Raw genomic sequence first — 23,497 nt, forward strand, 5'->3', positions numbered from 1 at the left:
GGTCCTCACATCCGGAAGACGCCGAACTGGGGGTCGCCCAGCGGCGCGTTGGCGCATGCGGTCAGGGCCAGGCCGAGCACCTGACGGGTGTCGAGCGGGTCGATGACCCCGTCGTCCCACAGGCGGGCGGTGGCGTAGTAGGCGTTGCCCTGGCGCTCGTACTGGGCGCGGATCGGGTCCTTGAACTGCTCCTCGGCCTCCGCGGGCCACGCCTCCCCGCGGGACTCCAGCTGGTCCCGCTTGACGGTCGCGAGGACCGACGCGGCCTGCTCGCCGCCCATGACGGAGATCTTCGCGTTGGGCCACATCCACAGGAAGCGGGGGGAGTAGGCCCGGCCGCACATGGAGTAGTTGCCGGCGCCGTACGAACCGCCGACGACCACCGTCAGCTTGGGCACGCGCGTGCAGGCGACCGCGGTCACCATCTTGGCGCCGTGCTTGGCGATGCCGCCCGCCTCGTAGTCCTTGCCGACCATGAAGCCGGAGATGTTCTGGAGGAACAGCAGCGGGATGCCGCGCTGGTCGCACAGCTCGATGAAGTGGGCGCCCTTCTGGGCCGACTCGGAGAACAGGATGCCGTTGTTGGCGACGATCCCGACCGGGTGGCCGTGGATCCGGGCGAAGCCGGTGACCAGGGTCTGCCCGAACTCGGCCTTGAACTCGGCGAAACGGGAGCCGTCGACCACGCGCGCGATGATCTCGCGCACGTCGTAGGGGGTGCGGGAGTCGGTGGGCACCGCGCCGTAGAGGCCGTAGGGGTCCACCTTGGGCTCCACCGCGGGCTCGACGGACCACGGCAGCGGTCCGCGCGCGGGCAGGGTCGCGGCGATGTTCCGCACGATCCTCAGCGCGTGGGCGTCGTCCTCGGCGAGGTGGTCGGTGACGCCGGAGATCCGGGAGTGCACCTCGCCGCCGCCGAGCTCCTCCGCGGTGACGACCTCGCCGGTGGCGGCCTTCACGAGCGGAGGGCCGCCAAGGAAGATCGTGCCCTGGTTGCGGACGATGACGGCCTCGTCGCTCATGGCGGGGACGTAGGCGCCCCCGGCCGTGCACGAGCCGAGCACCGCCGCGATCTGCGGGATGCCCGCGCCGGACATCCGGGCCTGGTTGTAGAAGATCCGCCCGAAGTGCTCGCGGTCCGGGAAGACCTCGTCCTGCATGGGCAGGAAGGCGCCGCCGGAATCGACGAGGTAGATGCAGGGAAGGCGGTTGTCGAGGGCGACCTCCTGCGCGCGCAGGTGCTTCTTCACGGTCATCGGGTAGTACGTGCCGCCCTTGACGGTGGCGTCGTTGGCGACGACGACACACTCCCGCCCGCTGACCCGCCCGATTCCGGCGATGACCCCGGCGGCCGGGGCCTGTCCGTCGTACAGCCCGTCGGCGGCGAGCGGGGCCAGCTCCAGGAAGGGCGAGCCGGGGTCGAGGAGGGTGTCGACCCGGTCCCGGGGCAACAGCTTCCCGCGCGCGGTGTGCCGCTCGCGGGCCCTCTCGCCGCCGCCCAGCCGGGCCGCGGCGAGCTTGTCGCGCAGCTCCTCCACGAGGGCCCGGTGGGCCTCCTCGTTGGCCTTCCAGGCCTCCGACGCGGGGTCTGCCGCGCTCGTCAGCTCGGGTGCCTGATCCATGTCCCGCGGTCCCCTCACCCAGTGATCGCCTGTTAATGAGCGTTAACCATTTCCTTCAGGTTAACGACCGCTAACCTCCCTGTCTAGAATTGCTTTCATGGCCACCAGAACCGACGCCCCCACCCGCCGCGAGCAGATCCTCAAGGAGGCCGCGCGGCTGTTCGCCGAGCGCGGGTTCCACGGCGTGGGCGTGGACGAGATAGGCGCGGCGGTCGGGATCAGCGGGCCCGGGCTCTACCGGCACTTCGCGGGCAAGGACGCGATGCTGGCGGAACTGCTGGTCGGCATCAGCGGGCAGCTCCTGACCGGCGGCAAGCGCAGGGTCGCCGAGTCGGGCGGCGGCGACCCCGAGGCGCTGCTGGACTCGCTGATCGAGGGCCACATCGACTTCGCGCTCGACGACCGCCCCCTGATCACCCTGCACGACCGCGAGCTGGACCGCCTGCGGGACAGCGACCGCAAGCTGGTGCGGCAGCTTCAGCGCCAGTACGTCGAGCTGTGGGTGGAGATCCTGCGCGAGGTCTACCCCGGCCTCGCGGAGCCCGCCGCCCGCTCGGCCGTGCACTCCGTCTTCGGCCTCCTGAACTCCACCCCGCACCTGGGCCGCCCCGGCTCCCTCCCGGGCCGCGGCGCGACGGCGGGGCTGCTGCACCGCATGGCCAGGGGGGCGTTCGCGGCAGCGGCGGCGTGACCAGTGCGTGGGCGGCGGCGTGACGAGCGTTACGGGATCACCTCTGGACTCCCCTCCCTACCCGCCGGTACCTTGATGTTCTGAGCAAGCGCTTAGGCATGGACCCAGTCAGGTGGAGGTGGCGGCGGTGCGCCGTACGGTGTTCAACGAGGACCACGAGGCGTTCCGGGAGACCCTGCGCGCCTTCATCGAGGCCGAGGTCGTCCCCGTCTACGACGAGTGGTTCCAGGCCGGCCAGGCGCCGCGCGACTTCTACTACAAGCTCGCCGAGCTCGGCGTCTTCGGTATCCGCGTGGACGAGGAGTTCGGCGGGGCCGGCATCGACTCGTACAAGTTCGAGGCCGTCATGTACGAGGAGACCGCCCGCGCGGGCGTGCAGTTCGGCGGCTCCGGCGTACACGTCCTCCTGGGCCTGCCGTACATCAAGATGCTCGCCACCGACGAGCAGAAGAAGCGCTTCCTGCCGAAGTTCGTCACCGGCGAGGAGATGTGGGCCCTCGCGATGACCGAGCCGGGCACCGGCTCCGACCTCGCGGGCATGAAGACGACCGCCAAGCTCTCCGAGGACGGCACGCACTACGTCCTCAACGGCTCGAAGACCTTCATCACCGGTGGCGTCCACGCCGACCGTGTGATCGTCTGCGCCCGCACCTCCGCGCCCACCGCCGAGGACCGCCGCCACGGCATCTCCCTGTTCGCCGTGGACACCAAGTCCGAGGGCTACTCCATCGGCCGCAAGCTGGACAAGCTGGGCCTGAAGACCTCCGACACCGCCGAGCTGGCGTTCGTCGACGTCAAGGTCCCCGTCGAGGACCTCCTCGGCGAGGAGAACAAGGGCTTCTACTACCTCGGCCACAACCTCGCCTCCGAGCGCTGGGGCATCGCCTTCGGCGCCTACGCGCAGGCCAAGGCCGCCGTCCGGTTCGCCAAGGAGTACGTGCAGGACCGCACGGTCTTCGGCAAGACCGTCGCCTCCTTCCAGAACACCAAGTTCGAGCTGGCCGCCTGCCAGGCCGAGGTCGACGCGGCCGAGGCCGTCGCCGACCGCGCCCTCGAAGCCCTCGACGCCGGTGAACTGACCCCCGCCGAGGCCGCCTCCGCCAAGCTGTTCTGCACCGAGGTCGCCCACCGCGTCATCGACCGCTGCCTCCAGCTGCACGGCGGCTACGGCTTCATGAACGAGTACCCGATCGCCCGCCTGTACGCGGACAACCGCGTCAACCGCATCTACGGCGGCACCAGCGAGATCATGAAGACGATCATCGCGAAGGACATGGGCCTGTAAGCCGCGCGATATCACCGGCCGGTACAACAGCTCCATGAGCCAGGCACTCCAGGACCTCCTCGATCTGCTCGACCTCGAGCAGATCGAGGAGGACATCTTCCGCGGCCACTCCCGCCCAGCCGTCGTCCCCCGCGTCTTCGGCGGGCAGGTCGCGGCGCAGGCGCTGGTCGCCGCCGGGCGGACGGTCCCCGAGGACCGGCTCGCCCACTCCCTGCACGCGTACTTCCTGCGCCCCGGCGACCCGGGCGCGCCGATCGTCTACACCGTCGACCGCATGAACGACGGCCGGTCCTTCACCGCGCGCCGCGTACTCGCGGTCCAGCACGGCCAGCCGATCTTCGCCCTCTCCGCCTCCTTCCAGCGGTACGAGGACGGCTTCGACCACCAGGCCGCCATGCCGGCCGCCCCCGACCCGGCGACGCTGCCCACCTCAGCGGACCGGCTGCGCGGCTACGACCACCTGGACCCGACGGTCGTGGAGCGCTTCCTGGAGGCCCGCGAGGCGATCGACCTGCGGTACGTCGACGAGCCGCCCTTCGGAAAGTTCGGCGAACCGCGCGAACCGCACTCCCAGGTCTGGTTCCGCACCAACGGCAAGCTCGCGGACGACCCGCTGCTGCACGTCGTCCTCGCCACGTACGTCTCCGACATGACGCTCCTCGACTCGATCCTGCTCGCGCACGGCCGTGGCGGCTGGGCGGTCGGTGACGTCGTCGGCGCCTCGCTCGACCACGCGATGTGGTTCCACCGCCCCTTCCGCGCCGACGAATGGCTCCTGTACGACCAGGAGTCCCCGTCGGCCTCGGGCGGCCGGGGCCTGGGCCAGGCCCGCATCTACACGCAGGACGGGCGGCTGGCCGTCTCCGTGATCCAGGAGGGCGTGGTCCGGGCGCCCAGGTGAGCCCCGCCTACGACAGGCCGGCCTCGCTCAGCAGATACGCCGTCATCGGGTCGTAGTAGCGCGGGCTCACCACGTGGTCGTCGAGGGGGACCGTCACCTGGACCGTCCCCTCCGCCTCGCCCACGAAGAGCGCCGGGTCGTTGGAGTCGGCGTACCCGACGGAGTCCACGCCGTGCTGACCGGCGTAGCCCGCCCAGCCGTGGTCGGCGACGACGAGGTCGGGCAGCGGGCGGCCCTCGCGCTCCAGGGCCGTGAGGATGGCCTTCATCGGGTCGCCGGAGTGGGTGTGCCACAGGGTGGCGCCGTGCTCCAGGACCGCCACGTCCGCGAACTGCATGACGTAGCCCTCGTCCGTCTGCAGCCCGTCCGGGATGACGACGATCTCGCAGCCCGCCGTGCGCAGCGCGGCGGCGGTGGCGTGGTGGACGTCGAGCATGCCGCCGGGGTGACCGGTGGCGAACAGCACCCGCTGCGCCCCGTCCGCCGCCTTGCGCAGCCGGGCCGCCATCCGCTCCAGACCTCCGACGGTCAGCTCCGGGTCGATGGTGTCCTGCCCGTACCGGTACTCCGGGTCGTCGTTGACGCCCACCCGCTCCGCCATCACCGCGAGCACGTCCTGCTCGTCGCTCCAGCGGTCGCCCAGCTCCAGACCGAACCAGTAGTGGCGGTTGCCGTTCGCCAGCTGGCGGTAGTGGGAGAGGTTGTTCTCCCGCGGGGTGGCCACCTCGCCCGCGATACGGGTCTTCACAAGGTGGTCGACGAGCTCGGCGCGGCTGGGTGTCCCGGGTATCGGCATGTCTCCCATTCTGATGCACGTCTTCACGGCGTCGCCGCGCATCCCGCACGCTGGGACGCGGGTCACGCGATCATGCCCGGCGCAGCGCGAACCACAGCTCCATCCGTACGTCCGGGTCGTCCAGGTCCAGCTCCAGCAGCGCCGCGCACTTCGCGATCCGCTGCCGCACGGTGTTGCGGTGCACGTCCAGCGCGACCGCCGTACGGTCCCAACTGCCGTGCAGGGACAGCCAGCTGCGGAGGGTCTCGGTGAGGGCGGGGGCCAGCGGTGCCAGGAGGGCCCGCGCGTGCGCGTCGGCGTCCGCCTCCGGCACCAGATCGGCGAGGGCGGGACGGGCCCCGTACCGGACCAGGCCGGCCCGGGTCGCGCGGGCGCGGGCCAGCGCACGGCCCGCCTGGACGTCGGCGACGGGCCACTCCCGCGACTCGACGGGTGCGCTCACCCCGAGCGTCCACCCCGGCTGCGGGGCCGGTTCCCGGTCGGCGGGCAGCAGCACGCGCACCACATCCCGCGCCACGTCGATGAGCGGCGACCCCAGCGCCGCGCCCAGGGCGGAGGCGGCGACGGGGTCGGGAGTGGCGTGGGTGTCGGACCGGCCGTGCACGACGACCCACCGTGCGCCACCGAGGAGCGGCGCCACATCCTCCGCCGGGGCGCCCAGCAGCAGCCGTACGAGAGCGGACGACCGCGCCGCCCCCGACCCGCTCTGATGCTCACCGGTGAGCAACGACAGGAGTACGGCGGCCACGGAGGCGATGGTGTGATCGCCGGGCTCACGGTGGGGCGCTGCGACGCCGAGGACGAAGCCGTGCCCGGTGCCGAGGGAGTAGGCGGCGAGGTGGAGGCCGGCGACGGTGTCGGTGGCGGAGGTGGGGGTGGGCCGGGAGGCGGGATAGGTCGCGGTGGCCGGGGACGTGCGGCCGCTCGGCGCCCGGGCAGCGGCGAAAGCCGCCCGGCCGCCGGGCCCGGCGATGGCACCCGAGCCGGCCGGCGCCGATCCGCCCGACGGAACCGTGGCCGCCGGCCGGACGATCCGCGCCAGCCCCGCCAACGCCTCTCGCACGCGCCCCTCCTCGGGCCGCCGCCCGGCCACCGCGACCTCCGCCCCGTCCGGCCCGTACAGCACCGCCCACCCCTCGACCCGCTGCGCCAGCTGCCGCAGCACCGACGGCACCGGATCGGGGCGGGACGCGGCCGCGGCCAGGCTCTGCTGGGCCTCGGTCACGCGGCGGAGTTCCGCGTGGCGGGCCTGGGCCATCAGTTGCCAGACCGCGCGGGCCACGGCGGAGAAGGTGGTGCGGGGCGGGACCTCCAGCAGCGGGAGCGCGTACGCCTCACACGCCGCGACCAGGGCGGGCGGGACCGTGTCGTGCACCGGGGCCACGCCGAAGCCGAGGGCCGCGCCGCCCACCGCGACGACACGAGAGACGTAGGCGTCGAAGTACGTGCCCGACCCCGCTGCCTCCGGGATGTGCACCCCGGCCGTCAGCAGCAGCTCACCGCCCAGCAGATACGGGTACGGGTCCGCCATCTCCGAGGTGTGCGCCCAGTGGATGACGCGGGAGGGGTCCGACGGCCCCGCGATCTGCCGCAGCCCCAGATCCTCGCGGGCCAGCAGCGCGGCCAGGGGGACCGGTGGGGTGGGTGGGACCGCCGGGTCCGGCATGGTGGACGTTCCCTCCATCCAGTACCGCTCGAATGGAGGAAACGTACACTTCGCAGCCGCTTTCCGGCCACCTAGTGTCGACGCAGACCGGCAGGACCTGGACCGGCAGAAGGAAGGCACACGACCATGAGCTCCCCCGAGACGCCCCGCGGCCCCGTCGACTCCTCCCGTATCCCGCGCTACGCCGGACCCGCGACCTTCGCCCGGCTGCCGCGCCTCGACGAGGTCGGGCGGGCCGACGTCGCCGTGGTCGGGGTGCCCTTCGACTCGGGTGTCTCGTACCGGCCCGGTGCCCGCTTCGGCGGCAACGCGATCCGTGAGGCGTCCCGGCTGCTCAGGCCGTACAACCCGGCGCAGGACGCGTCCCCCTTCGCGCTGGCGCAGGTCGCGGACGGCGGGGACATCGCCGTGAACCCGTTCAACATCAACGAGGCCGTGGAGACGGTCGAGGCGGCCGCGGACGAGCTCCTCGGCACCGGCGCCCGTCTGATGACCCTGGGCGGCGACCACACCATCGCGCTGCCCCTCCTCCGCTCGGTCGCCAAGAAGCACGGCCCGGTCGCCCTGCTGCACTTCGACGCCCACCTCGACACCTGGGACACCTACTTCGGCGCCGAGTACACCCACGGGACGCCGTTCCGGCGGGCGGTCGAGGAGGGCATCCTGGACACCTCCGCCCTCTCCCACGTGGGCACCCGAGGGCCGCTGTACGGCAAGCAGGACCTGGACGACGACGCCAAGCTGGGCTTCGGCATCGTCACGTCCGCGGATGTCATGAGGCGCGGCGTGGACGAGGTCGCCGACCAGCTCCGGCAGCGCATCGGGGACCGTCCGCTCTACATCTCCATCGACATCGACTGCCTGGACCCGGCCCACGCGCCCGGCACGGGCACCCCCGAGGCGGGCGGCATGACCTCCCGCGAGCTGCTGGAGATCCTGCGGGGTCTGGCATCGTGCAACCTGGTGTCGGCGGACGTCGTCGAGGTGGCCCCCGCGTACGACCACGCGGAGATCACGTCGGTGGCGGCCTCCCACACCGCCTACGAACTGACCACGATCATGTCCCGCCAGATTGCAGAGGCCCGCGCGCAGTGACTCACGACCACGACCTGGTGCTCCGTCCGACGGAGGCGCAGATCTCCGCTGCGCTCAACCCTCCTCCCGGCCGCAACGGCGGAGACCTGGTCGTGGAGACACTGGCCGCGCTCGGCGCGACCACCGTCTTCGGCCTGCCCGGCCAGCACGCGCTCGGCGTGTTCGACGCGCTACGACGCTCCGACCTCAGGTACATCGGCCTGCGGGTGGAGAACAACGCGGGCTTCGCGGCGGACGCGTACGGCAGGATCACGGGCGAGGCGGCGCCGCTGCTGCTGTCGACGGGCCCGGGAGCGCTGACGTCCCTGGCCGCCCTCCAGGAGGCGGCCGCCGCTTCGGCGCCGGTGCTGGCGATCAGCAGCCAGATCCCGACCGCGGGTCTGGGCGGCGGCCGGCACGGCTATCTGCATGAACTCCCGGACCAGTCCGCCTCGTTCCGGGGCGTGGTGAAGTCGGTCCACACCGTCCGCGCCCAGTCCCAGATCCCGTCCGCGATCGAGGCGGCCTGGAAGTCGGCGCTGACCGCCCCGCACGGGCCGGTGTGGGTGGAGATCCCGCAGGACGTGCTGCTGGCCGAGACCTCGATCCCGGTGGTGACGGGCGGCGACGCGTTCCCGGAGGAGCTGCCTCCGCGTCCCGAACTGACCGCGGTGGCAGCGGACTTGCTGTCCCGCGCCGCCCGCCCGGCGATCATCGCGGGCGGGGGAGTCGTACGGGCGGACGCGTCCCGCAAGCTGCGCCAGCTGGCGGAGAGGCTGAAGGCGCCGGTCGTCACGACCCCCGGCGGCAAGGGCGCTTTCCCCTGGACACACCCCCTTTCCCTCCAGTCCTGGATCGAGGACCGCCACACCACGGACTTCCTGGAGGACGCGGACGTACTCCTGGTCGTCGGCTCGGGACTCGGCGAACTCTCCTCGAACTACCACACGTTCAAGCCGCGGGGGCGGGTCGTCCAGATCGAGGCGGACCTCGGCAAGCTGGAGTCCAACCACCCCGCGCTCGGCATCCACGCGGACGCCCGACTGGCGTTGCAGGCGCTGCTGGAGACGGTGACGCCGAGGGAGGACGCGGAGGCGGCCGAGCGGGTCCGTACCGTCCTCGCGAAGGTCTCCGACCGTATCGCCGCCCAGGAACTCACCCTGGAACAGGACGTGTTGGCGTCGGTCCGCAAGGCGCTGCCCGCCGACTCGCCGTCCTTCTGGGACATGACGATCCTCGCGTACTGGGCCTGGTCGGCGTTCGACGCCAAGGGCCCCAACCACATGCACTCGGCCCAGGGCGCCGGCGGCCTCGGCTACGCCTTCCCCGCGGCACTCGGCGCGGCGGTGGCCGATCCGACCCGCCCGGTCCTGGCGGTGTCGGGCGACGGAGGGGCGCTGTACTCGATCGCCGAGCTCGCGACAGCGAAGCAGTACGCCCTCGACGTCACCTGGCTCATCGTCGACGACGGCGGCTACGGCATCCTGCGCGAGTACATGACGGAGGCCTTCGGCCAGGCCACGGCGACCGAGCTGACCCGCCCGGACTACGTGGCACTGGCCGAGTCCTTCGGCGTCCCCGGGGTCCGTACAACCCCGGAGACGCTCGCGGACGACCTGTCGAAGGCGCTCGGGTCACCGGGGCCCTCGGTGGTCGTACTCCCGGCTGTGCTGCGGATGTTCGCGCCGACGCACCTGTAGCCGGGGCGGGCCGAACTCCTACCAGATCGCCTCGACCCACTCCGGGTGGTCGATGAACGGGTTGCGGTTGTGCTGGTAGGTGTCGTAGATGACCTGGTTGCGCTTCTCCTCGAAGGCGCTCGGCGGGTCGGCCTCGTTCCAGGCCTTGAGGACGGAGAGCTTGCCCATGTAGGGGTTGGAGCCGTTGCCGACCTTCTCGTTGGGTTCCAGGTCGGCGAAGCCGTCGCCGCCGTCGTAGCGCACGGCCATGTAGAGGATCATGCGGGCCACGTCGCCCCGGTCCGCGGCGCGCGGCGCGAAGGAGTCGGAGTCGACGGTGCTGCCGCCGCCGTTCGTGACCGCGCTGCCGCCGTTGTCGAAGTCCAGGTTGCCGCGGATGCTGTTGACCTGGACGTCCGCCGGGCGCAGGTGGTGCAGGTCGGTACCGGGGCCGGTCACCTCGCCGAAGTCGCCGTGGGACTTGGCCCACACGTGCTCGCGGTTCCAGTCGCCGGTGTCACCGCCGTTGAGGGACTTGGCGCGGGAGACACCGCTGTACAGCAGGATCACGTTGCTGCTGTTGTTCGGGTCCTGGTCGGTGACCTTCAGCGCGTCCCAGACCGCGGAGTACGAGATCTTCGAGACGTTGGCGCTGATGATCGTGTGCAGGGAGGTCTTCAGGCTCGTGCCCGTCTTGCCGACCGCGTTCTTGTAGTACGTCGCGTCGTACGCGGTCGTCGTGGCGGCGGCCGGGGTCGTGGTCACGACCGGGGCGGCGAGCCCGACCAGCACGGCGGCGGTGGTGAGCGCCACCGACTTCCAGCTGCGGATGCGTGTCGCCAGCATAAAGGGGGTCCCATCTACGCGGGTTGAATGGAGGCGGCAGATGGGAGCGTGGCATGAGCATGCGGACATGTAAATGGATGGCACGTGTCCATTGGGTGACCTGAAACGGCAAATCAGGCCTTGTCTACGCGAGTTGACACGCGAAAGCGACCCCCGACGCGTGATCGGGGGCCGCCGCAACGGGACTTGCTCAGCTGACGTCCGACGGGTCCAGGCGGTAGACCGCCGAGGTGCTGGTAGAGGTGCCGGTCGAGGAGGAGGACTGCGACGTCGAGTTCTTGCTCGTGCCGTAGTCGCTCGCCTTCACCGCGGTGCCGTTCTTCTGCACCCAGCTGGTGATCTCCTGGCTGAGGCTGCTGTTGCCGCCCATGCCACCGCCGCCGAGCTGGATGTAGTGCAACTCGCCCTTCTGCACCAGCTCCTTGAGCTTGGCGAGGGTCATCGCCTGGTCGGTGCCGGTGAAGCCCCACATCGAGATGACGGGCTCGTGCGTGCTGAGGATGAGCTGGCCGGCACTCTGCGAGTTGGACACCGCGAGCAGCCACTTGGCGCCGTCCTGGTGCTTCTCCAGGTACGAGATCAGCGCGCTGTCGACGCTGCCGCCCATGCCGCCACCGCCACCGCTGGGGCCGCCGCCGGGAGCCGTGCCACCGCCCGGGAACTCCCCGTTCGTGCCGCCCGGCGCCCCGCCCCGCGGGAGCTCACCGGCGCCACCGCCAGGCTGCATCTGACCGCCGCCGTTGCCGCCGGGGAGCTCCCCGCCCGCCTGGCCGCCCTGCCGGGTGCCGTCCTGCTGACCGCCCGGCCCACCACCGTTGCCGCCGAAGCCGCCCCGGCCGCCGCCACCGCCGGGACCGCCCATGCCGCCGCCGGTCGACGGACCGGCCGTCGGGTTGGTGCCGCCCATCCCGCCGCTGGCGGAGGAGAGGGCCGGCGAGGCGGCGTACGCCGTCGGGCCCGCGAGGGCCGCCACGATCGCCGCGGCGACGGACACGCCCAGCAGCCGCGCCCTGGTGCTGGAACCCGCCGTACGGAAGACGAAAAGGCCCACGATCGCGAGGGCCATGACCACACCGACGGCCGGCCACAGCCAGGTGTTCCAGCCGGTGGCCCGGCGCAGCAGCACGATCGCCCAGACGCCGGTGACCGCGAGCCCGGCCGGCAGTACCCAGGACCAGCGGACGTCACCGGAGCGGAAGGCGCGCCACAGCAGGACGCCGCCCGCGCCGGTCAGTGCCGCGATGCCCGGGGCGAGCGCGGTCGTGTAGTACGGGTGCATGGTGCCCTCGGCCATCGCGAAGGTCAGGTAGTGCAGCACCAGCCAGCCGCCCCACATCACCAGCGCGGCGCGGGTGGCGTCGGTGCGCGGGGCGCGGCCGCACAGCACCAGGCCGGCGACGAGCGCGAGGAAGGCGAAGGGGATCAGCCAGGAAATCTGGCCGCCGAGGATGTCGTTGAACATCCGGCCGATGCCCGCGGTGCCGGCGAAGGTGCCGCCCCCGCCACCACCCCCGCCTCCGCCGTTGCCCTCGCCGCCGAGGACCCGGCCCAGGCCGTTGTAGCCCATGATCAGGTTCCAGGCGGAGCCGTCGGTCGAACCGCCGATGTAGGGCCGGTCGTCGGCGGGCACGAGCGAGACCGCCGTCGCCCACCAGAAGCTGGAGACCGCCAACGCCACAGCGGCGAGGGCCAGGTTGCCGACCTTCTTCTTCCAGCCGAGCTTCGACGCGTACACGTAGACCGCGAAGACGGCCGGCAGGGCGATGTAGCCCTGGAGCATCTTGGTGTTGAAGGCGAGCCCGAAGAGGACCGCGGAGCCGATCAGCGGCAGCAGCCGGTCGGTGCGCACCGCGCGCAGGGCGAGGGCCGCGCCGCCGACCATCAGCAGGACGAGGACGGTGTCGGGGTTGTTGTCCCGGTTGATCGCGACGGTGATCGGGGTCAGCGCGAGGACGAGTGCGGCGATCGCGGCCGCCGCGTGCCCGAACACCCGCTTCACGGAGGTGTGCAGGATCCAGATGGTGCCGAGGGCGGCCGCGATCTCGGGCAGCATCATCTGCCAGGTGCCGAAGCCGAAGATCCGGCAGGACAACCCCATGATCATGAGCGCGAAGGGCGGCTTGTCGACGGTGAGGAAGTTCCCCGCGTCGAGCGAGCCGAAGAACCAGGCCTTCCAGCTCTGCGTACCGCTGTAGACGGCGGAACTGTAGAAGCTGTTGAGGCTGTTCCCGCTCAGGTTGCAGCCGTAGAGGACCCCGGCGAGGGCGAGGATCGCGAGCAGCACGGGCAGCGACCAGCGTGGGGCCCTGTCCGGAGGCGCCGCGGTCGGGGCCGGCGGTGGCCAGTCGGGGGACACGGTCTCGGCGTGGGGGTGGGGATCGGTGGCAGATGTCACCCGGGCATCGTGCGGAGGGGGCTTGGGTGGGGGCTGTGACGTACCTGGCACCGTCCTGTGAAATCGCCACGGGGTAGGTAACGACTCGCACAACCATTCCCCATGCGTACAACCATTCCCCCGCACCCGAGAGTCAACTGGGCATGACACGGGGGATATTCAGACACACGAAATGGATCGCGGCCGGTGCGCTGGCCGCCTGCGTCGCCGCCGCCACTCCGGCCGCCGCGGCAACCGCGCCGGCCGTCAGCTGCACGTCCGCCAAGGCGGGCCTCGCCGACAAGCTCAAGCGGGACATCACGTCCGCCGTCTCCAACCGCTCCGGCACGATCGCCGTGGGCCTCTACGACCGTACGACCAAGACCACCTGCACCCTGCGTTCCTCCACCGCCTACGACTCCGCGAGCGTGGTCAAGGTGACCGTCCTCGCCACGCTGCTGTGGGACGCGAAGAAGCACAACAGGTATCTGACCACCACCGAGAGCAACCTCGCCAAGGCCATGATCACCAAGTCGGACAACGACGCCACCAGCAAGCTGTGGCGGCAGTTGGGCCTGACGAAGATCAAGGGCTTCCTCTCCGCGGCCGGTATGACCCAGACCAAGCCCGGCGCCAACGGCTACTGGGGCCTGACCCAGATCACCGTCACCGACGAGCAGAAACTGCTCAAGCTGGTCACCGCGAAGAACACGGTCCTGAGCGACAACGCGCGTGCTTACATCCTGAAGTTGATGGGCCAGGTCATCTCGTCGCAGCGCTGGGGCACACCGTACGGCGCCGGCTCGGGCATCTCCTGGCACGTCAAGAACGGCTGGCTCCAGCGCTCCACCCACGGCTGGCGGGTGCACAGCGTCGGCACCTTCAAGGGCGGCGGCCACGACTACATGATCACGGTGCTCACGCACGGCAACAGCACCATGAACTACGGCGTCACCACGATCCAGGGCGTCGCCAAGGTCATCCACCGGGATCTCGCGGCGAGCTGACGCCTGCCGGACTCCCGGACGTCACCGGCCCGCCCTACGGTGACGCCCATGCACCTGAGAACCGTACTCGCGACCACCACCGCGGCCCTGGCGGCGGCGACCTGCCTGACCGCGGCAGGACCCGCCGTCGCCTCGGCCCCGGTTCCGGTGAGCCGTGCCTGCTCCCCGTCCGTCTCCCTCGACCGTTTCTCCGACGCGCTCGACAAGACGACGTACGACGGCACCTTCGTCGGCAACTTCTCCGCGCTCGCGGTGGACCGGGACGGCTCGCTCGTCGCTCTGTCGGACCGTTCCGCCCTCTTCGACCTGGACGCGAGGACCCTCGCGCCGCAGTCGGTCGTCCCGCTCGCCGACGAGAACGGCGCCGCGCTGGACTCCGAGGGACTGGTGATCGACAAGGACGGCACCCGGCTGATCACCTCCGAGACCGAGCCGTCGGTCCGCCGCTACAGCGTGGACGGCCGTATCCTCGACCGGCTCCCCGTCCCGGCCTCCCTCCAGGTCGCCCCGGCGGGCCGCGCCACCGCCAACCAGACCTTCGAGGGCCTGACCCTCATGAACGGCGGCCGCACCCTGCTCGCCGCCATGGAGTACGCGCTCTCCGGCGACACGGCCGGCACCGTCCGCTTCCAGACCTGGGACCGGCACGGAAGGAGCTGGAAGCTCGGCGCCCAGTACGCCTACCGCACCGACGCCGCCTTCCTCGGCGTCCCCGAGGTCCAGGCCCTGCCCGACGGCCGCCTCCTCGTCCTGGAGCGCGGCTTCACCGCGGGCGTCGGCAATACGGTCCGCCTCTACCTGGCCGACCCCCGCCACGCCACGGACACGAGCGGCATCGAGAACCTCACGGGTCAGTCCGGCGTACGCCTGATCGGCAAGACCCTGCTCACGGACATCGCGAGCTGCCCGACCCTGGGGGCGACGGCGAAGCAGCCCCAGCCGAACCCGCTGCTGGACAACATCGAGGGCATGGCGATCACGGGCCGGGACAAGGGCCGCCTGAAGGTTCTCCTGGTCAGCGACGACAACCAGAACGCGGTGCAGACGACCCGTTTCTACTACCTGCGGGTGCGGGTCTGACGCTCGAAGAGGGTGCGGAGGGATGAAATCCGCCCCTGTCCGCGTTGGTGCTTTCCGGTAGATCAGGACGACGGGCAAACCGGAGGGCACCGCGTGGAACCGCAACGGGGATGGGCACGACGACTGGCCGGGTACGCCTGGCGCTACCCCAAGGACGTCGTCCTCGCCCTGGGCTCCTCCCTCGGCGGCATGGCCGTCATGGCGATCGTCCCCCTGATCACCAAGGTGATCATCGACGACGTCATCGGCGACCACACCCGGGACATGGCCCCCTGGGCCGGCGCCCTGATCGTGGCGGCGGTCCTCGTCTACGTCCTCACCTACATCCGCCGCTACTACGGCGGCCGCCTCGCCCTCGACGTGCAGCACGACCTGCGCACGGAGATGTTCGGCACGATCACCCGCCTCGACGGCCGCCGCCAGGACGAGCTGTCCACGGGCCAGGTCGTCGGCCGCGCCACCAGCGACCTCCAGCTGATCCAGGGCCTGCTCTTCATGCTGCCGATGACGATCGGCAACTTCGCCCTCTTCCTGATCTCCCTGATCGTGATGGCCTGGCTGTCGATCCCGCTCACCCTGGTCGCCCTGGCGGTCGCCCCGGCTCTGTGGTGGATCGCCAAGCGCTCCCGCTCCAAGCTGCACCCCGCCACCTGGTACGCCCAGGCCCAGGCCGCCGCCGTCGCGGGCGTGGTCGACGGCGCCGTCAGCGGCGTACGCGTGGTGAAGGGCTTCGGGCAGGAGGACCAGGAGACCGGGAAGCTCCGGGAGGTCGGCCGCCGCCTGTACGCGGGCCGGCTGCGCACGATCCGCTTCAACTCGAAGTACACCCCGGCCCTCCAGGCCGTCCCCGCCCTCGGCCAGGTCGCGATGCTCGCCCTCGGCGGCTGGCTCGCGGTCCGCGGTCACATCACCCTGGGCACCTTCGTCGCCTTCTCCACCTACCTCGCCCAGCTCGTCGGTCCGGTCCGCATGCTCGCCATGGTCCTCACCGTCGGCCAGCAGGCCCGCGCCGGCACCGAGCGCGTCCTGGAGCTGATCGACACCGAGCCGTACCTGAAGGACGGCACCAAGGAGCTCCCCGCCGACGCACCGGCCACCGTCGAGTTCGACGACGTGTCCTTCGGCTACGAGGACGGCCGGAAGGTCCTCGACGGCCTCTCCTTCGAGATCCGCCCCGGCGAGACCCTCGCGGTCGTCGGCTCCTCCGGCTCGGGCAAGTCCACGGTCTCCCTGCTCCTGCCGCGCTTCTACGACGTCACCCACGGCGCCGTCCTGATCGGCGGCCATGACGTCCGCGAGCTCACCCTGGACTCCCTGCGGGCGGCGATCGGCCTGGTCCCCGAGGACTCCTTCCTGTTCTCGGACACCGTCCGCAACAACATCGCGTACGGCCGACCCGACGCGACGCAGGAAGAGGTCGAGAAGGCCGCCCGCGCCGCCCAGGCGGACCGTTTCATCACCGAGCTCCCCGAGGGCTACGACACCACGGTCGGCGAGCACGGCCTCACCCTTTCCGGCGGCCAGCGCCAGCGCGTCGCGCTCGCCCGGGCGATCCTCACCGACCCGCGCCTGCTCGTCCTGGACGACGCCACCTCCGCCGTGGACGCGCAGGTCGAGCACGAGATCCACGAGGCCCTGAAACATGTCATGGAGGGCCGCACCACCCTCCTCATCGCCCACCGCCGCTCCACCCTGAACCTCGCCGACCGCATCGCCGTCCTGGAGAACGGCCGCCTCGCCGAGATCGGCACCCACGAGGAACTCCAGCTCCGGTCGCCGCTCTACCGCCGCCTGCTCACCGACCCCGACGGCCTCGGCGGCGTCTCCCCGGGCCACGCCCAGCCGGTCGCCGTACAGGAGGACACCTCCGTACGCGACGAGCTGGACGCGGAGTTCGACGCCGAGCGCGGGGTGACGCCCCGGCTGTGGACCGGTGACCGCGAGCCCAAGGACCTGGCGCTCGCCGGCACCCCGGCCACCCCCGAACTCCTCGCCGAGGTCGACGCGTTGCCGCCGGCGACGGACATCCCCGACATCGACGAGGCACGCGCGGTCACGCCCGAGGAGTCGTACGGCCTGCGACGGCTGCTGCGGGGCTTCGGACGCCCGCTGCTGATCAGCCTGGGCCTGGTGGCGGTGGACGCCGGCATGGGCCTCCTCCTCCCCGTGATGATCCGGCACGGCATCGACGACGGTGTCTCGCGGATGGCGACGGCCGCGGTCTGGACGGCGACCCTGCTCGCCCTGCTCTCGGTCCTCGTCCAGTGGGCCGCCCAGATCGGCGAGACCCGGATGACCGGACGCACCGGCGAACGGGTCCTCTACTCCCTGCGTCTGAAGATCTTCGCCCAGCTCCAGCGGCTCGGACTCGACTACTACGAGCGGGAGTTGACCGGCCGGATCATGACGAGGATGACGACGGACGTCGACGCCCTCTCCACGTTCCTCCAGACCGGACTGGTCACCGCCTTCGTCTCCGTCGTGACCTTCTTCGGCATCATGGTCGCCCTTCTGGTGCTCGACGTACAGCTGGCCCTGGTCGTCTTCGCGACCCTGCCGCCGCTGATCATCGCCACCTACTTCTTCCGCAAGGCGAGCGTGAAGGCGTACGAACTCGCCCGTGAACGCGTCTCGTTGGTCAACGCCGACCTTCAGGAGTCGGTGTCGGGGCTGCGGATCGTGCAGGCGTTCCGCCGGGAGCGGGACGGCGGGGCACGCTTCGCGGAGCGCAGCGACAGCTACCGCCAGGCCCGTATCCGGGGCCAGTGGCTGATCTCGATCTACTTCCCCTTCGTCCAGCTGCTGTCCTCCGTCGCCGCCGCGGCCGTACTCATCGCGGGCGCGGGCCGGGTGGACGCGGCGACCCTGACGACCGGCGCCCTGGTCGCCTACCTCCTTTACATCGACCTGTTCTTCGCCCCGGTCCAGCAGCTCTCCCAGGTCTTCGACGGCTACCAGCAGGCGACCGTCTCCCTGGGTCGCATCCAGGAGCTGCTCCAGGAACCGACGTCCACGAAGGCGGCCGAGGAGCCGCAGGAGGTCCTCTCCCTGCGGGGCGAAGTCGCCTTCGAGAACGTGCACTTCGCGTACGGCGACGACGAGGAGGCCCTCGGTGGCGTCGACTTGAAGATCCCCGCCGGTCAGACGGTCGCCTTCGTCGGCGAGACCGGCGCGGGCAAGTCCACGCTGGTCAAGCTGGTGGCCCGGTTCTACGACCCGACGGGCGGCCGGGTCACGGTCGACGGCACGGACCTGCGCGCCCTGGACCTGACGTCCTACCGCCACCGCCTCGGCGTGGTCCCCCAGGAGGCCTACCTCTTCCAGGGCACGGTCCGCGACGCCATCGCCTACGGCCGACCGGACGCCACCGACGCCGAGGTCGAGGCGGCGGCCCGCGCGGTCGGCGCCCACGAGATGATCGCCACGCTGGAGGGCGGCTACCTCCACGAGGTCGCCGAGCGCGGCCGCAACCTCTCGGCGGGCCAGCGCCAGCTGATCGCCCTGGCCCGCGCCGAGCTGGTCGACCCGGACATCCTGCTCCTGGACGAGGCCACGGCCGCCCTGGACCTGGCCACCGAGGCCCAGGTCAACCAGGCCACCGACCGCATCGCGGGCCGCCGCACCACGCTCGTCGTCGCCCACCGCCTGACGACCGCGGCCCGCGCCGACCGGGTCGTCCTGATGGATCATGGCCGCGTGGTGGAGGACGGCACCCACGACGAGCTGCTCGCACGGGACGGACGGTACGCCGAGTTGTGGCGGACCTTCGTAGGGGAGCCGGTCGAGGTGTCCCGCTGACGGTCGTGCAACCGTCCGACATACGTTGTGCGTCCGTACACCTGTACGCCCGGAAGAGCTGCGGGAGGGACGGCAGTGAAGAGTGGAGCGATACGGAGGCTGGCGGTGGGGCTGGCCGTGACGGCGGCGGCCGGGATGCTCGGGGTCGCCGTGCCGGGGCAGGCGCACGCCGCGGCCTCGTCGTGCGCGGGACGCAAGGTCAGGTCGTTCCCGTTCTCCACCGGCACGGTGGAGGTCTACAAGCGGCGCGGTTACGTGTGCGCGATCACACTTCCCAAGCGTCCAGGGGCCCGCCAGTACATGATGGTGAGTCTGCGGGCGTACGGGCTGCGGCCGGTCGAGGACGCGGGCCGGTACAAGTACCGGGCCGGTCCGGTCACCGTGCACGCCGGGCAGCGCAAGGTGTGGATCAAGGGCGGGGTGGGCCGGGGCAGGTACGACTCGGACGGCTGGATCCGGCTCTGACGGACAGGGTCCGGTCCCGACACACAGATTCCTCACAGGGTTTTCCCCATCGAGGTGTCATATCCCCTGGTGCGGACCGGACTTGCGCCGCTAGCGTCCGGCGCACATCTGTACTCACAGGGGAGGGTGCATGCGCAAGGCGCTCAGATGGCTTCTCACGCTGGTCGTGCTCATAGGCACGGTCGGCACGGCGGGGGCGGCCACCGCCGCCGAGCCGGAGGCCAGAGGCACCGGTGCCACCACCGACATCAAGGATCAGCTCCTCGCCGTCCCGGGGATGAGCCTGATCGAGGAGAAGCCGTACACCGGGTACCGCTTCTTCGTGCTCAACTACACCCAGCCGGTCGACCACCGGCACCCGTCCAAGGGCACGTTCCAGCAGCGCATCACCGTGCTGCACAAGGACGTGAGCCGGCCGACGGTCTTCTACACCGGCGGCTACAACGTCTCCACCACGCCTCGCCGCAGTGAGCCGACCCAGATCGTGGACGGCAACCAGGTCTCCATGGAGTACCGCTTCTTCACGCCCTCCCGGCCCGCCCCGGCCGACTGGAGCAAGCTGGACATCTGGCAGGCCGCCAGTGACCAGCACCGCATCTTCAAGGCGCTGAAGAAGATCTACTCGAAGAACTGGCTCTCCACGGGCGGCTCCAAGGGCGGCATGACCGCCACCTACTACGAGCGCTTCTACCCGCGCGACATGGACGGCGTCGTCGCCTACGTGGCCCCGAACGACGTGGTGAACAACGAGGACTCGGCCTACGACCGCTTCTTCGAGAAGGTCGGCACCAAGGAGTGCCGCGACCGGCTGAACGCGGTGCAGCGCGAGGCCCTGGTCCGGCGCGAGCCGCTGGAGAAGAAGTACGCCGACTACGCGGCGGCGGAGGGCCTCACCTTCACCACCGTCGGCAGCCTGGACAAGGCGTACGAGGCCGTCGTCCTCGACTACGTCTGGGGCTTCTGGCAGTACAACCTGCTGGCCAACTGCGGTGACGACGAACTGATCCCGCCGGACGCCAAGACCGCGACCGACGACCAGATCTGGAACTCCGTCGACACCATCTCCGGCTTCTCCGCCTATGCCGACCAGGGTCTGGAGACGTACACCCCGTACTACTACCAGGCGGCCACCCAGCTCGGCGCGCCGACGATCGAGTTCCCGCACATCGAGAGGAAGTACATCCGCTACGGCTACCAGCCGCCGCGCAACTTCATCCCGAGGGACATCCCGACGAAGTTCCAGCCGTACGCGATGCGGGACGTGGACAACTGGGTGCGGAACAACGCCCACCACATGCTGTACGTCTACGGCCAGAACGACCCGTGGGGCGCGGAGCGGTTCCGCGTCGACAAGGGAGCGAAGGACGCCTACGTGTTCACCGCGCCCGGCATGAACCACGGGGCGAACGTCGCCGGCCTGGTCGCCGACCAGAAGGCCTTCGCCACGGCCAGGATCCTGGCCTGGGCGGGCGTCCCGGCCACCGCCGTGACCGAGGCGAAGCCGCTCGCGAAGTTCGACCGGAAGCTGGACGTACGGGACGTGGAACGCGAGCCCACCCTGCGCCCGTAGTCCGCGGTCCGCTCGCCGCGCCCGGCCGGGATCACAACGGCCGGGCGCAACCCACCGGCTGAGGTCCGCCGAGCTGGACGTACAGGGCCGTCGACAGGGGGCAGGAACCGCGCCGGGCGACCGCCTTCACCACCTTGTACTGCGGTTTCTTCTCTCCCGTGCCGTCGCACGCGGTCTCCCTGACCTGCCCGCTGCCCGAGCCGTACACGCAGTCGCCGACGATGGTCCGCGGGCCGCCCCCGCCGCCGGGGTCGCCGGGGTGCGGCGGCTGCAGGTTGCGCATGCAGGCGTACCCCTGCGGTACCGCCCCGTCGCCGTCCTCGTCGGAGATCTGACTCTGCTCACTGATGTGCAGCACGAAGTCGGTGGTGGCCGGGCAGGGTGGCCCGCCGGCCGTGGTCCCGTCGTGCCGGGCCACGACCCGCGCCGCCGCCCGCTCACTGGTGCAGGGCACCTCGGTGAAGCTGGCCTTGCCGAAGGAACTGCACTCGTCGACCGCGAGGAACACCGCGCCGAAGCCGGAGGCCCGGGTGACGGACGGCGAGGCGGAGGCCGTGGCGGAGGGCGCCTTGTCGGTCTCCCCGCCCGCCGCCGACTGCGTACACCCCGTCAGCAGGGCGGCGAGCAGCGCCGCCAGTACGCACACCACCCCCGTGGACAACCTGTCGCGCATCGCCATCCCCCCGGACTACCCCCGCGTCCAGCGTGACCTTCGCGGCGGGGCCACGCCAGGCGTGTGGGGTCCTTTGCGCCTTTCGGGGGCGATGTACGAGTTGTGAGTCGTACGGGAAACTACGCCCCGCGCGCTACCGGCCGTACGACAGCCCGTACCCGACCGGGTACAGCACCTTCGCCGGGTCGTCCGCCCGCTGCACCGGCACCGGCAGCCTCCCGCGCGGTGCCGTCCTTCCGGCGATCACCCGCGCGGCCGCCCGCAGTTCGACGTCGGTCCAGGAGTAGGTCGCCAGGCAGGCCGGGACGCCGGGCAGCTGGGCCACGTCGTAGGGATTGCGGATCGCGACCGCGACCACCGGCCGCCCGGTCGCCACGAGCTGCTCCACGAGCGCCTTCTGGGCGGCCGTGATGTTGTACGTCCCCACGATCACCGCGTCCGCGTCCCGTGCCGCCGCGACGGCCTGAGCGATGGTGGCCGCCGAGGGGGCCGTACCGGTCGACAGGGCGGTGGCCGTGAATCCCAGTCCGGTGAGGGCGGTGGCGAGGACTCCGGTCGGCGGGCCCGTCGTACCGGACGGGGAGGCGGGGTCGGCGCCCACGACGAGCAGCTTGCGGTGGGTGCGCCGGGACAGGGGCAGCAGCCGCTTCTCGTTGACCAGCAGGGTCGTCGTCCGCTCGGCGATCCGGTCGGCCGCGGCGAGGTGGCCCGGGGTGCCGACGGCCCGGGTGACGCCGCCCTGGCTGACGTAGGGCGACTCGAAGAGCCGCAGCCGGGCCTTGAGGCGCAGGATGCGCAGGATCGACTCGTCCAGCCGTGCCTCGGTGAGCTCGCCGTCCTGTACGGCCTTCAGGACGGCGTTCCACGCGACGTCCAGGGAGGGCGGGTTGAGGAGCTGGTCGACACCGGCCTTGAGGGCGAGGACGGGGACGCGGTCGTCGCCGTACTTCTGCCGGACGCCCTCCATGCCGAGGGAGTCGGTGACCACGACACCGTCGTAGCCGAGTTCGCCGCGCAGGATGCCGGTGAGGATCGGGCGGGAGAGGGTGGCCGGGTCGCCGGAGGGGTCGAGGGCCGGGAACTGGATGTGTGCGGTCATGACCGAGTCGATGCCGGCGCGGATCGCGGCCCGGAAGGGGACGGCGTCCAGCTTCTCCCACAGTTCTCGGCTGTGGGTGATGACGGGGAAGCCGTAGTGACTGTCGACGGCGGTGTCCCCGTGCCCCGGGAAGTGCTTGGCGGTGGCGGCGACCCCGGAGCCCTGGTATCCGGCGACCTCGGCGGCGACGAGCCCGGCGACGGCCTGCGGGTCGGCCCCGAAGGAGCGGACGCCGATGACCGGGTTCGCCGGGTTGACGTTGACGTCGGCGACGGGGGAGTAGTTCTGCCGGATGCCGATGGCCCCAAGCTCCTGCCCGGCGATACGGCCGAGGGCGCGGGCGTCCTTGCGTGAACCACCGGCGCCGACGGCCATGGCACCCGGGAAGAGGGTGGCGGGCTCGCCGACCCGGCAGACGATCCCGTGCTCCTGATCGGTGGAGATGAGGACGGGCAGCCCGCGGGGCTGTTCCAGTGACGCCTTCTGGATGCCGTTGGACAGGTCGGCGATCTGGTGCGGATCACGGGTGTTGTGCGCCCAGGTGAAGTAGATGATCCCGCCCACCCGGTACCTGGCGATCATCTCCGCGGCCGAACGGACACCGATCTCCTTGAGGTTGGCGTCGATGTCGGCTTGGTCGGGGACGGTGGCGGAGTGGCCGTAGACCCGCATCACGAAGAGCTGGCCGACCTTCTCCTGGAGCGTCATACGGGAGATGAGGGAGCGGAGCTTCTTGTCGTCGGCGTATGCGGTCCCGCTCACGGCGAGTGTGGCGGCGACGCCTGCCGTCGCGGCGAGGACGGTACGTCTGGAGGGCACGTGCGCTCCTTCCGGAGGTGATCCGCTGAAGGAAACTTCCGAGAAGTCACCA

The 23,497-nt window shown here is 71.2% G+C and carries 17 protein-coding genes; 10 read left to right on the plus strand and 7 right to left on the minus strand.

Annotated elements, in window-relative coordinates; genetic code table 11:
* Positions 1-5: 5 nt before the first annotated feature.
* The gene (locus tag ABZT02_RS13135; RefSeq protein WP_356017209.1) at positions 6-1,622 is read right to left on the minus strand and encodes a carboxyl transferase domain-containing protein; all 1,617 of its coding nucleotides are present in this window, start codon (positions 1,620-1,622) and stop codon (positions 6-8) included.
* Positions 1,623-1,719: 97 nt separating this feature from the next.
* On the opposite strand from ABZT02_RS13135, the gene ABZT02_RS13140 reads away from it, so the two are divergent.
* The 3 genes from ABZT02_RS13140 (at position 1,720) to ABZT02_RS13150 (ending at position 4,499) form a co-directional block, all read left to right on the plus strand.
* Positions 1,720-2,313, plus strand: coding sequence for a TetR/AcrR family transcriptional regulator (locus ABZT02_RS13140; protein WP_356017211.1), 594 nt, complete (start codon positions 1,720-1,722; stop codon positions 2,311-2,313).
* A gap of 127 nt (positions 2,314-2,440) precedes the next feature.
* Positions 2,441-3,598 (plus strand): acyl-CoA dehydrogenase family protein, encoded by a 1,158-nt coding sequence (locus tag ABZT02_RS13145; protein ID WP_356017213.1) that lies wholly within the window; start codon positions 2,441-2,443, stop codon positions 3,596-3,598.
* A gap of 34 nt (positions 3,599-3,632) precedes the next feature.
* A complete protein-coding gene (locus ABZT02_RS13150) occupies positions 3,633-4,499 on the plus strand; it encodes an acyl-CoA thioesterase II (protein ID WP_356017215.1) in 867 nt (288 codons plus the stop codon).
* Between the two features lie 7 nt (positions 4,500-4,506).
* Here ABZT02_RS13150 and ABZT02_RS13155 read toward each other — a convergent pair whose 3' ends face one another.
* Positions 4,507-5,295 carry a phosphatase gene (locus tag ABZT02_RS13155; RefSeq protein ID WP_356017217.1) on the minus strand — a complete coding sequence of 263 codons (789 nt, stop codon included), beginning with the start codon at positions 5,293-5,295 and terminating at the stop codon, positions 4,507-4,509.
* A gap of 70 nt (positions 5,296-5,365) precedes the next feature.
* Entirely contained in the window at positions 5,366-6,961 is a 1,596-nt protein-coding gene (locus ABZT02_RS13160) for a PucR family transcriptional regulator (RefSeq protein ID WP_356017219.1), read from the minus strand.
* 126 nt (positions 6,962-7,087) lie between these two features.
* Between ABZT02_RS13160 and speB the strand changes: the two genes are divergently transcribed.
* Both speB and ABZT02_RS13170 read left to right on the plus strand, forming a co-directional pair.
* Positions 7,088-8,056, plus strand: coding sequence for an agmatinase (gene speB / locus ABZT02_RS13165; RefSeq protein ID WP_356017221.1), 969 nt, complete (start codon positions 7,088-7,090; stop codon positions 8,054-8,056).
* On the plus strand, positions 8,053-9,735 hold the full coding sequence (locus ABZT02_RS13170; protein WP_356017223.1) for a thiamine pyrophosphate-binding protein: 1,683 nt from the start codon (positions 8,053-8,055) through the stop codon (positions 9,733-9,735). The genes speB and ABZT02_RS13170 overlap by 4 nt, the downstream gene beginning before the upstream one ends.
* An 18-nt stretch (positions 9,736-9,753) precedes the next feature.
* Here the strand turns inward: ABZT02_RS13170 and ABZT02_RS13175 are convergent, their stop codons facing one another.
* Both ABZT02_RS13175 and ABZT02_RS13180 read right to left on the minus strand, forming a co-directional pair.
* The gene (locus ABZT02_RS13175; RefSeq protein ID WP_356017225.1) at positions 9,754-10,560 is read right to left on the minus strand and encodes an endonuclease; all 807 of its coding nucleotides are present in this window, start codon (positions 10,558-10,560) and stop codon (positions 9,754-9,756) included.
* Positions 10,561-10,750: 190 nt separating this feature from the next.
* On the minus strand, positions 10,751-12,955 hold the full coding sequence (locus ABZT02_RS13180) for a glycosyltransferase family 39 protein (protein ID WP_356017227.1): 2,205 nt from the start codon (positions 12,953-12,955) through the stop codon (positions 10,751-10,753).
* A 143-nt stretch (positions 12,956-13,098) separates the two neighbouring features.
* Here ABZT02_RS13180 and ABZT02_RS13185 point away from each other — a divergent pair, with 143 nt between their 5' ends.
* From ABZT02_RS13185 to ABZT02_RS13205, 5 genes are all read left to right on the plus strand, one after another.
* Positions 13,099-13,941: a serine hydrolase gene (locus ABZT02_RS13185; protein ID WP_356017229.1), complete on the plus strand. Its 843-nt coding sequence runs from the start codon at positions 13,099-13,101 to the stop codon at positions 13,939-13,941.
* Positions 13,942-13,989: 48 nt separating this feature from the next.
* Positions 13,990-15,021, plus strand: coding sequence for an esterase-like activity of phytase family protein (locus ABZT02_RS13190; protein WP_356017230.1), 1,032 nt, complete (start codon positions 13,990-13,992; stop codon positions 15,019-15,021).
* Between the two features lie 93 nt (positions 15,022-15,114).
* On the plus strand, positions 15,115-18,819 hold the full coding sequence (locus tag ABZT02_RS13195; protein ID WP_356017232.1) for an ABC transporter ATP-binding protein: 3,705 nt from the start codon (positions 15,115-15,117) through the stop codon (positions 18,817-18,819).
* A 75-nt stretch (positions 18,820-18,894) separates the two neighbouring features.
* Positions 18,895-19,284, plus strand: a complete 390-nt coding sequence (locus tag ABZT02_RS13200; RefSeq protein WP_356017234.1) for a hypothetical protein — start codon at positions 18,895-18,897, stop codon at positions 19,282-19,284.
* Positions 19,285-19,414: 130 nt separating this feature from the next.
* Positions 19,415-20,854, plus strand: coding sequence for a S28 family serine protease (locus tag ABZT02_RS13205; protein ID WP_356017236.1), 1,440 nt, complete (start codon positions 19,415-19,417; stop codon positions 20,852-20,854).
* A 31-nt stretch (positions 20,855-20,885) separates the two neighbouring features.
* Here ABZT02_RS13205 and ABZT02_RS13210 read toward each other — a convergent pair whose 3' ends face one another.
* Together ABZT02_RS13210 and ABZT02_RS13215 are read right to left on the minus strand one after the other, a co-directional pair.
* Positions 20,886-21,527: a hypothetical protein gene (locus ABZT02_RS13210; protein WP_356017238.1), complete on the minus strand. Its 642-nt coding sequence runs from the start codon at positions 21,525-21,527 to the stop codon at positions 20,886-20,888.
* A 133-nt stretch (positions 21,528-21,660) separates the two neighbouring features.
* Positions 21,661-23,445 (minus strand): glycoside hydrolase family 3 protein, encoded by a 1,785-nt coding sequence (locus ABZT02_RS13215; protein WP_356017239.1) that lies wholly within the window; start codon positions 23,443-23,445, stop codon positions 21,661-21,663.
* Between the last annotated feature and the right edge of the window lie 52 nt (positions 23,446-23,497).

It is taken from the genome of Streptomyces sp. NPDC005402 (genome assembly GCF_040606575.1).
Classification (GTDB): domain Bacteria; phylum Actinomycetota; class Actinomycetes; order Streptomycetales; family Streptomycetaceae; genus Streptomyces.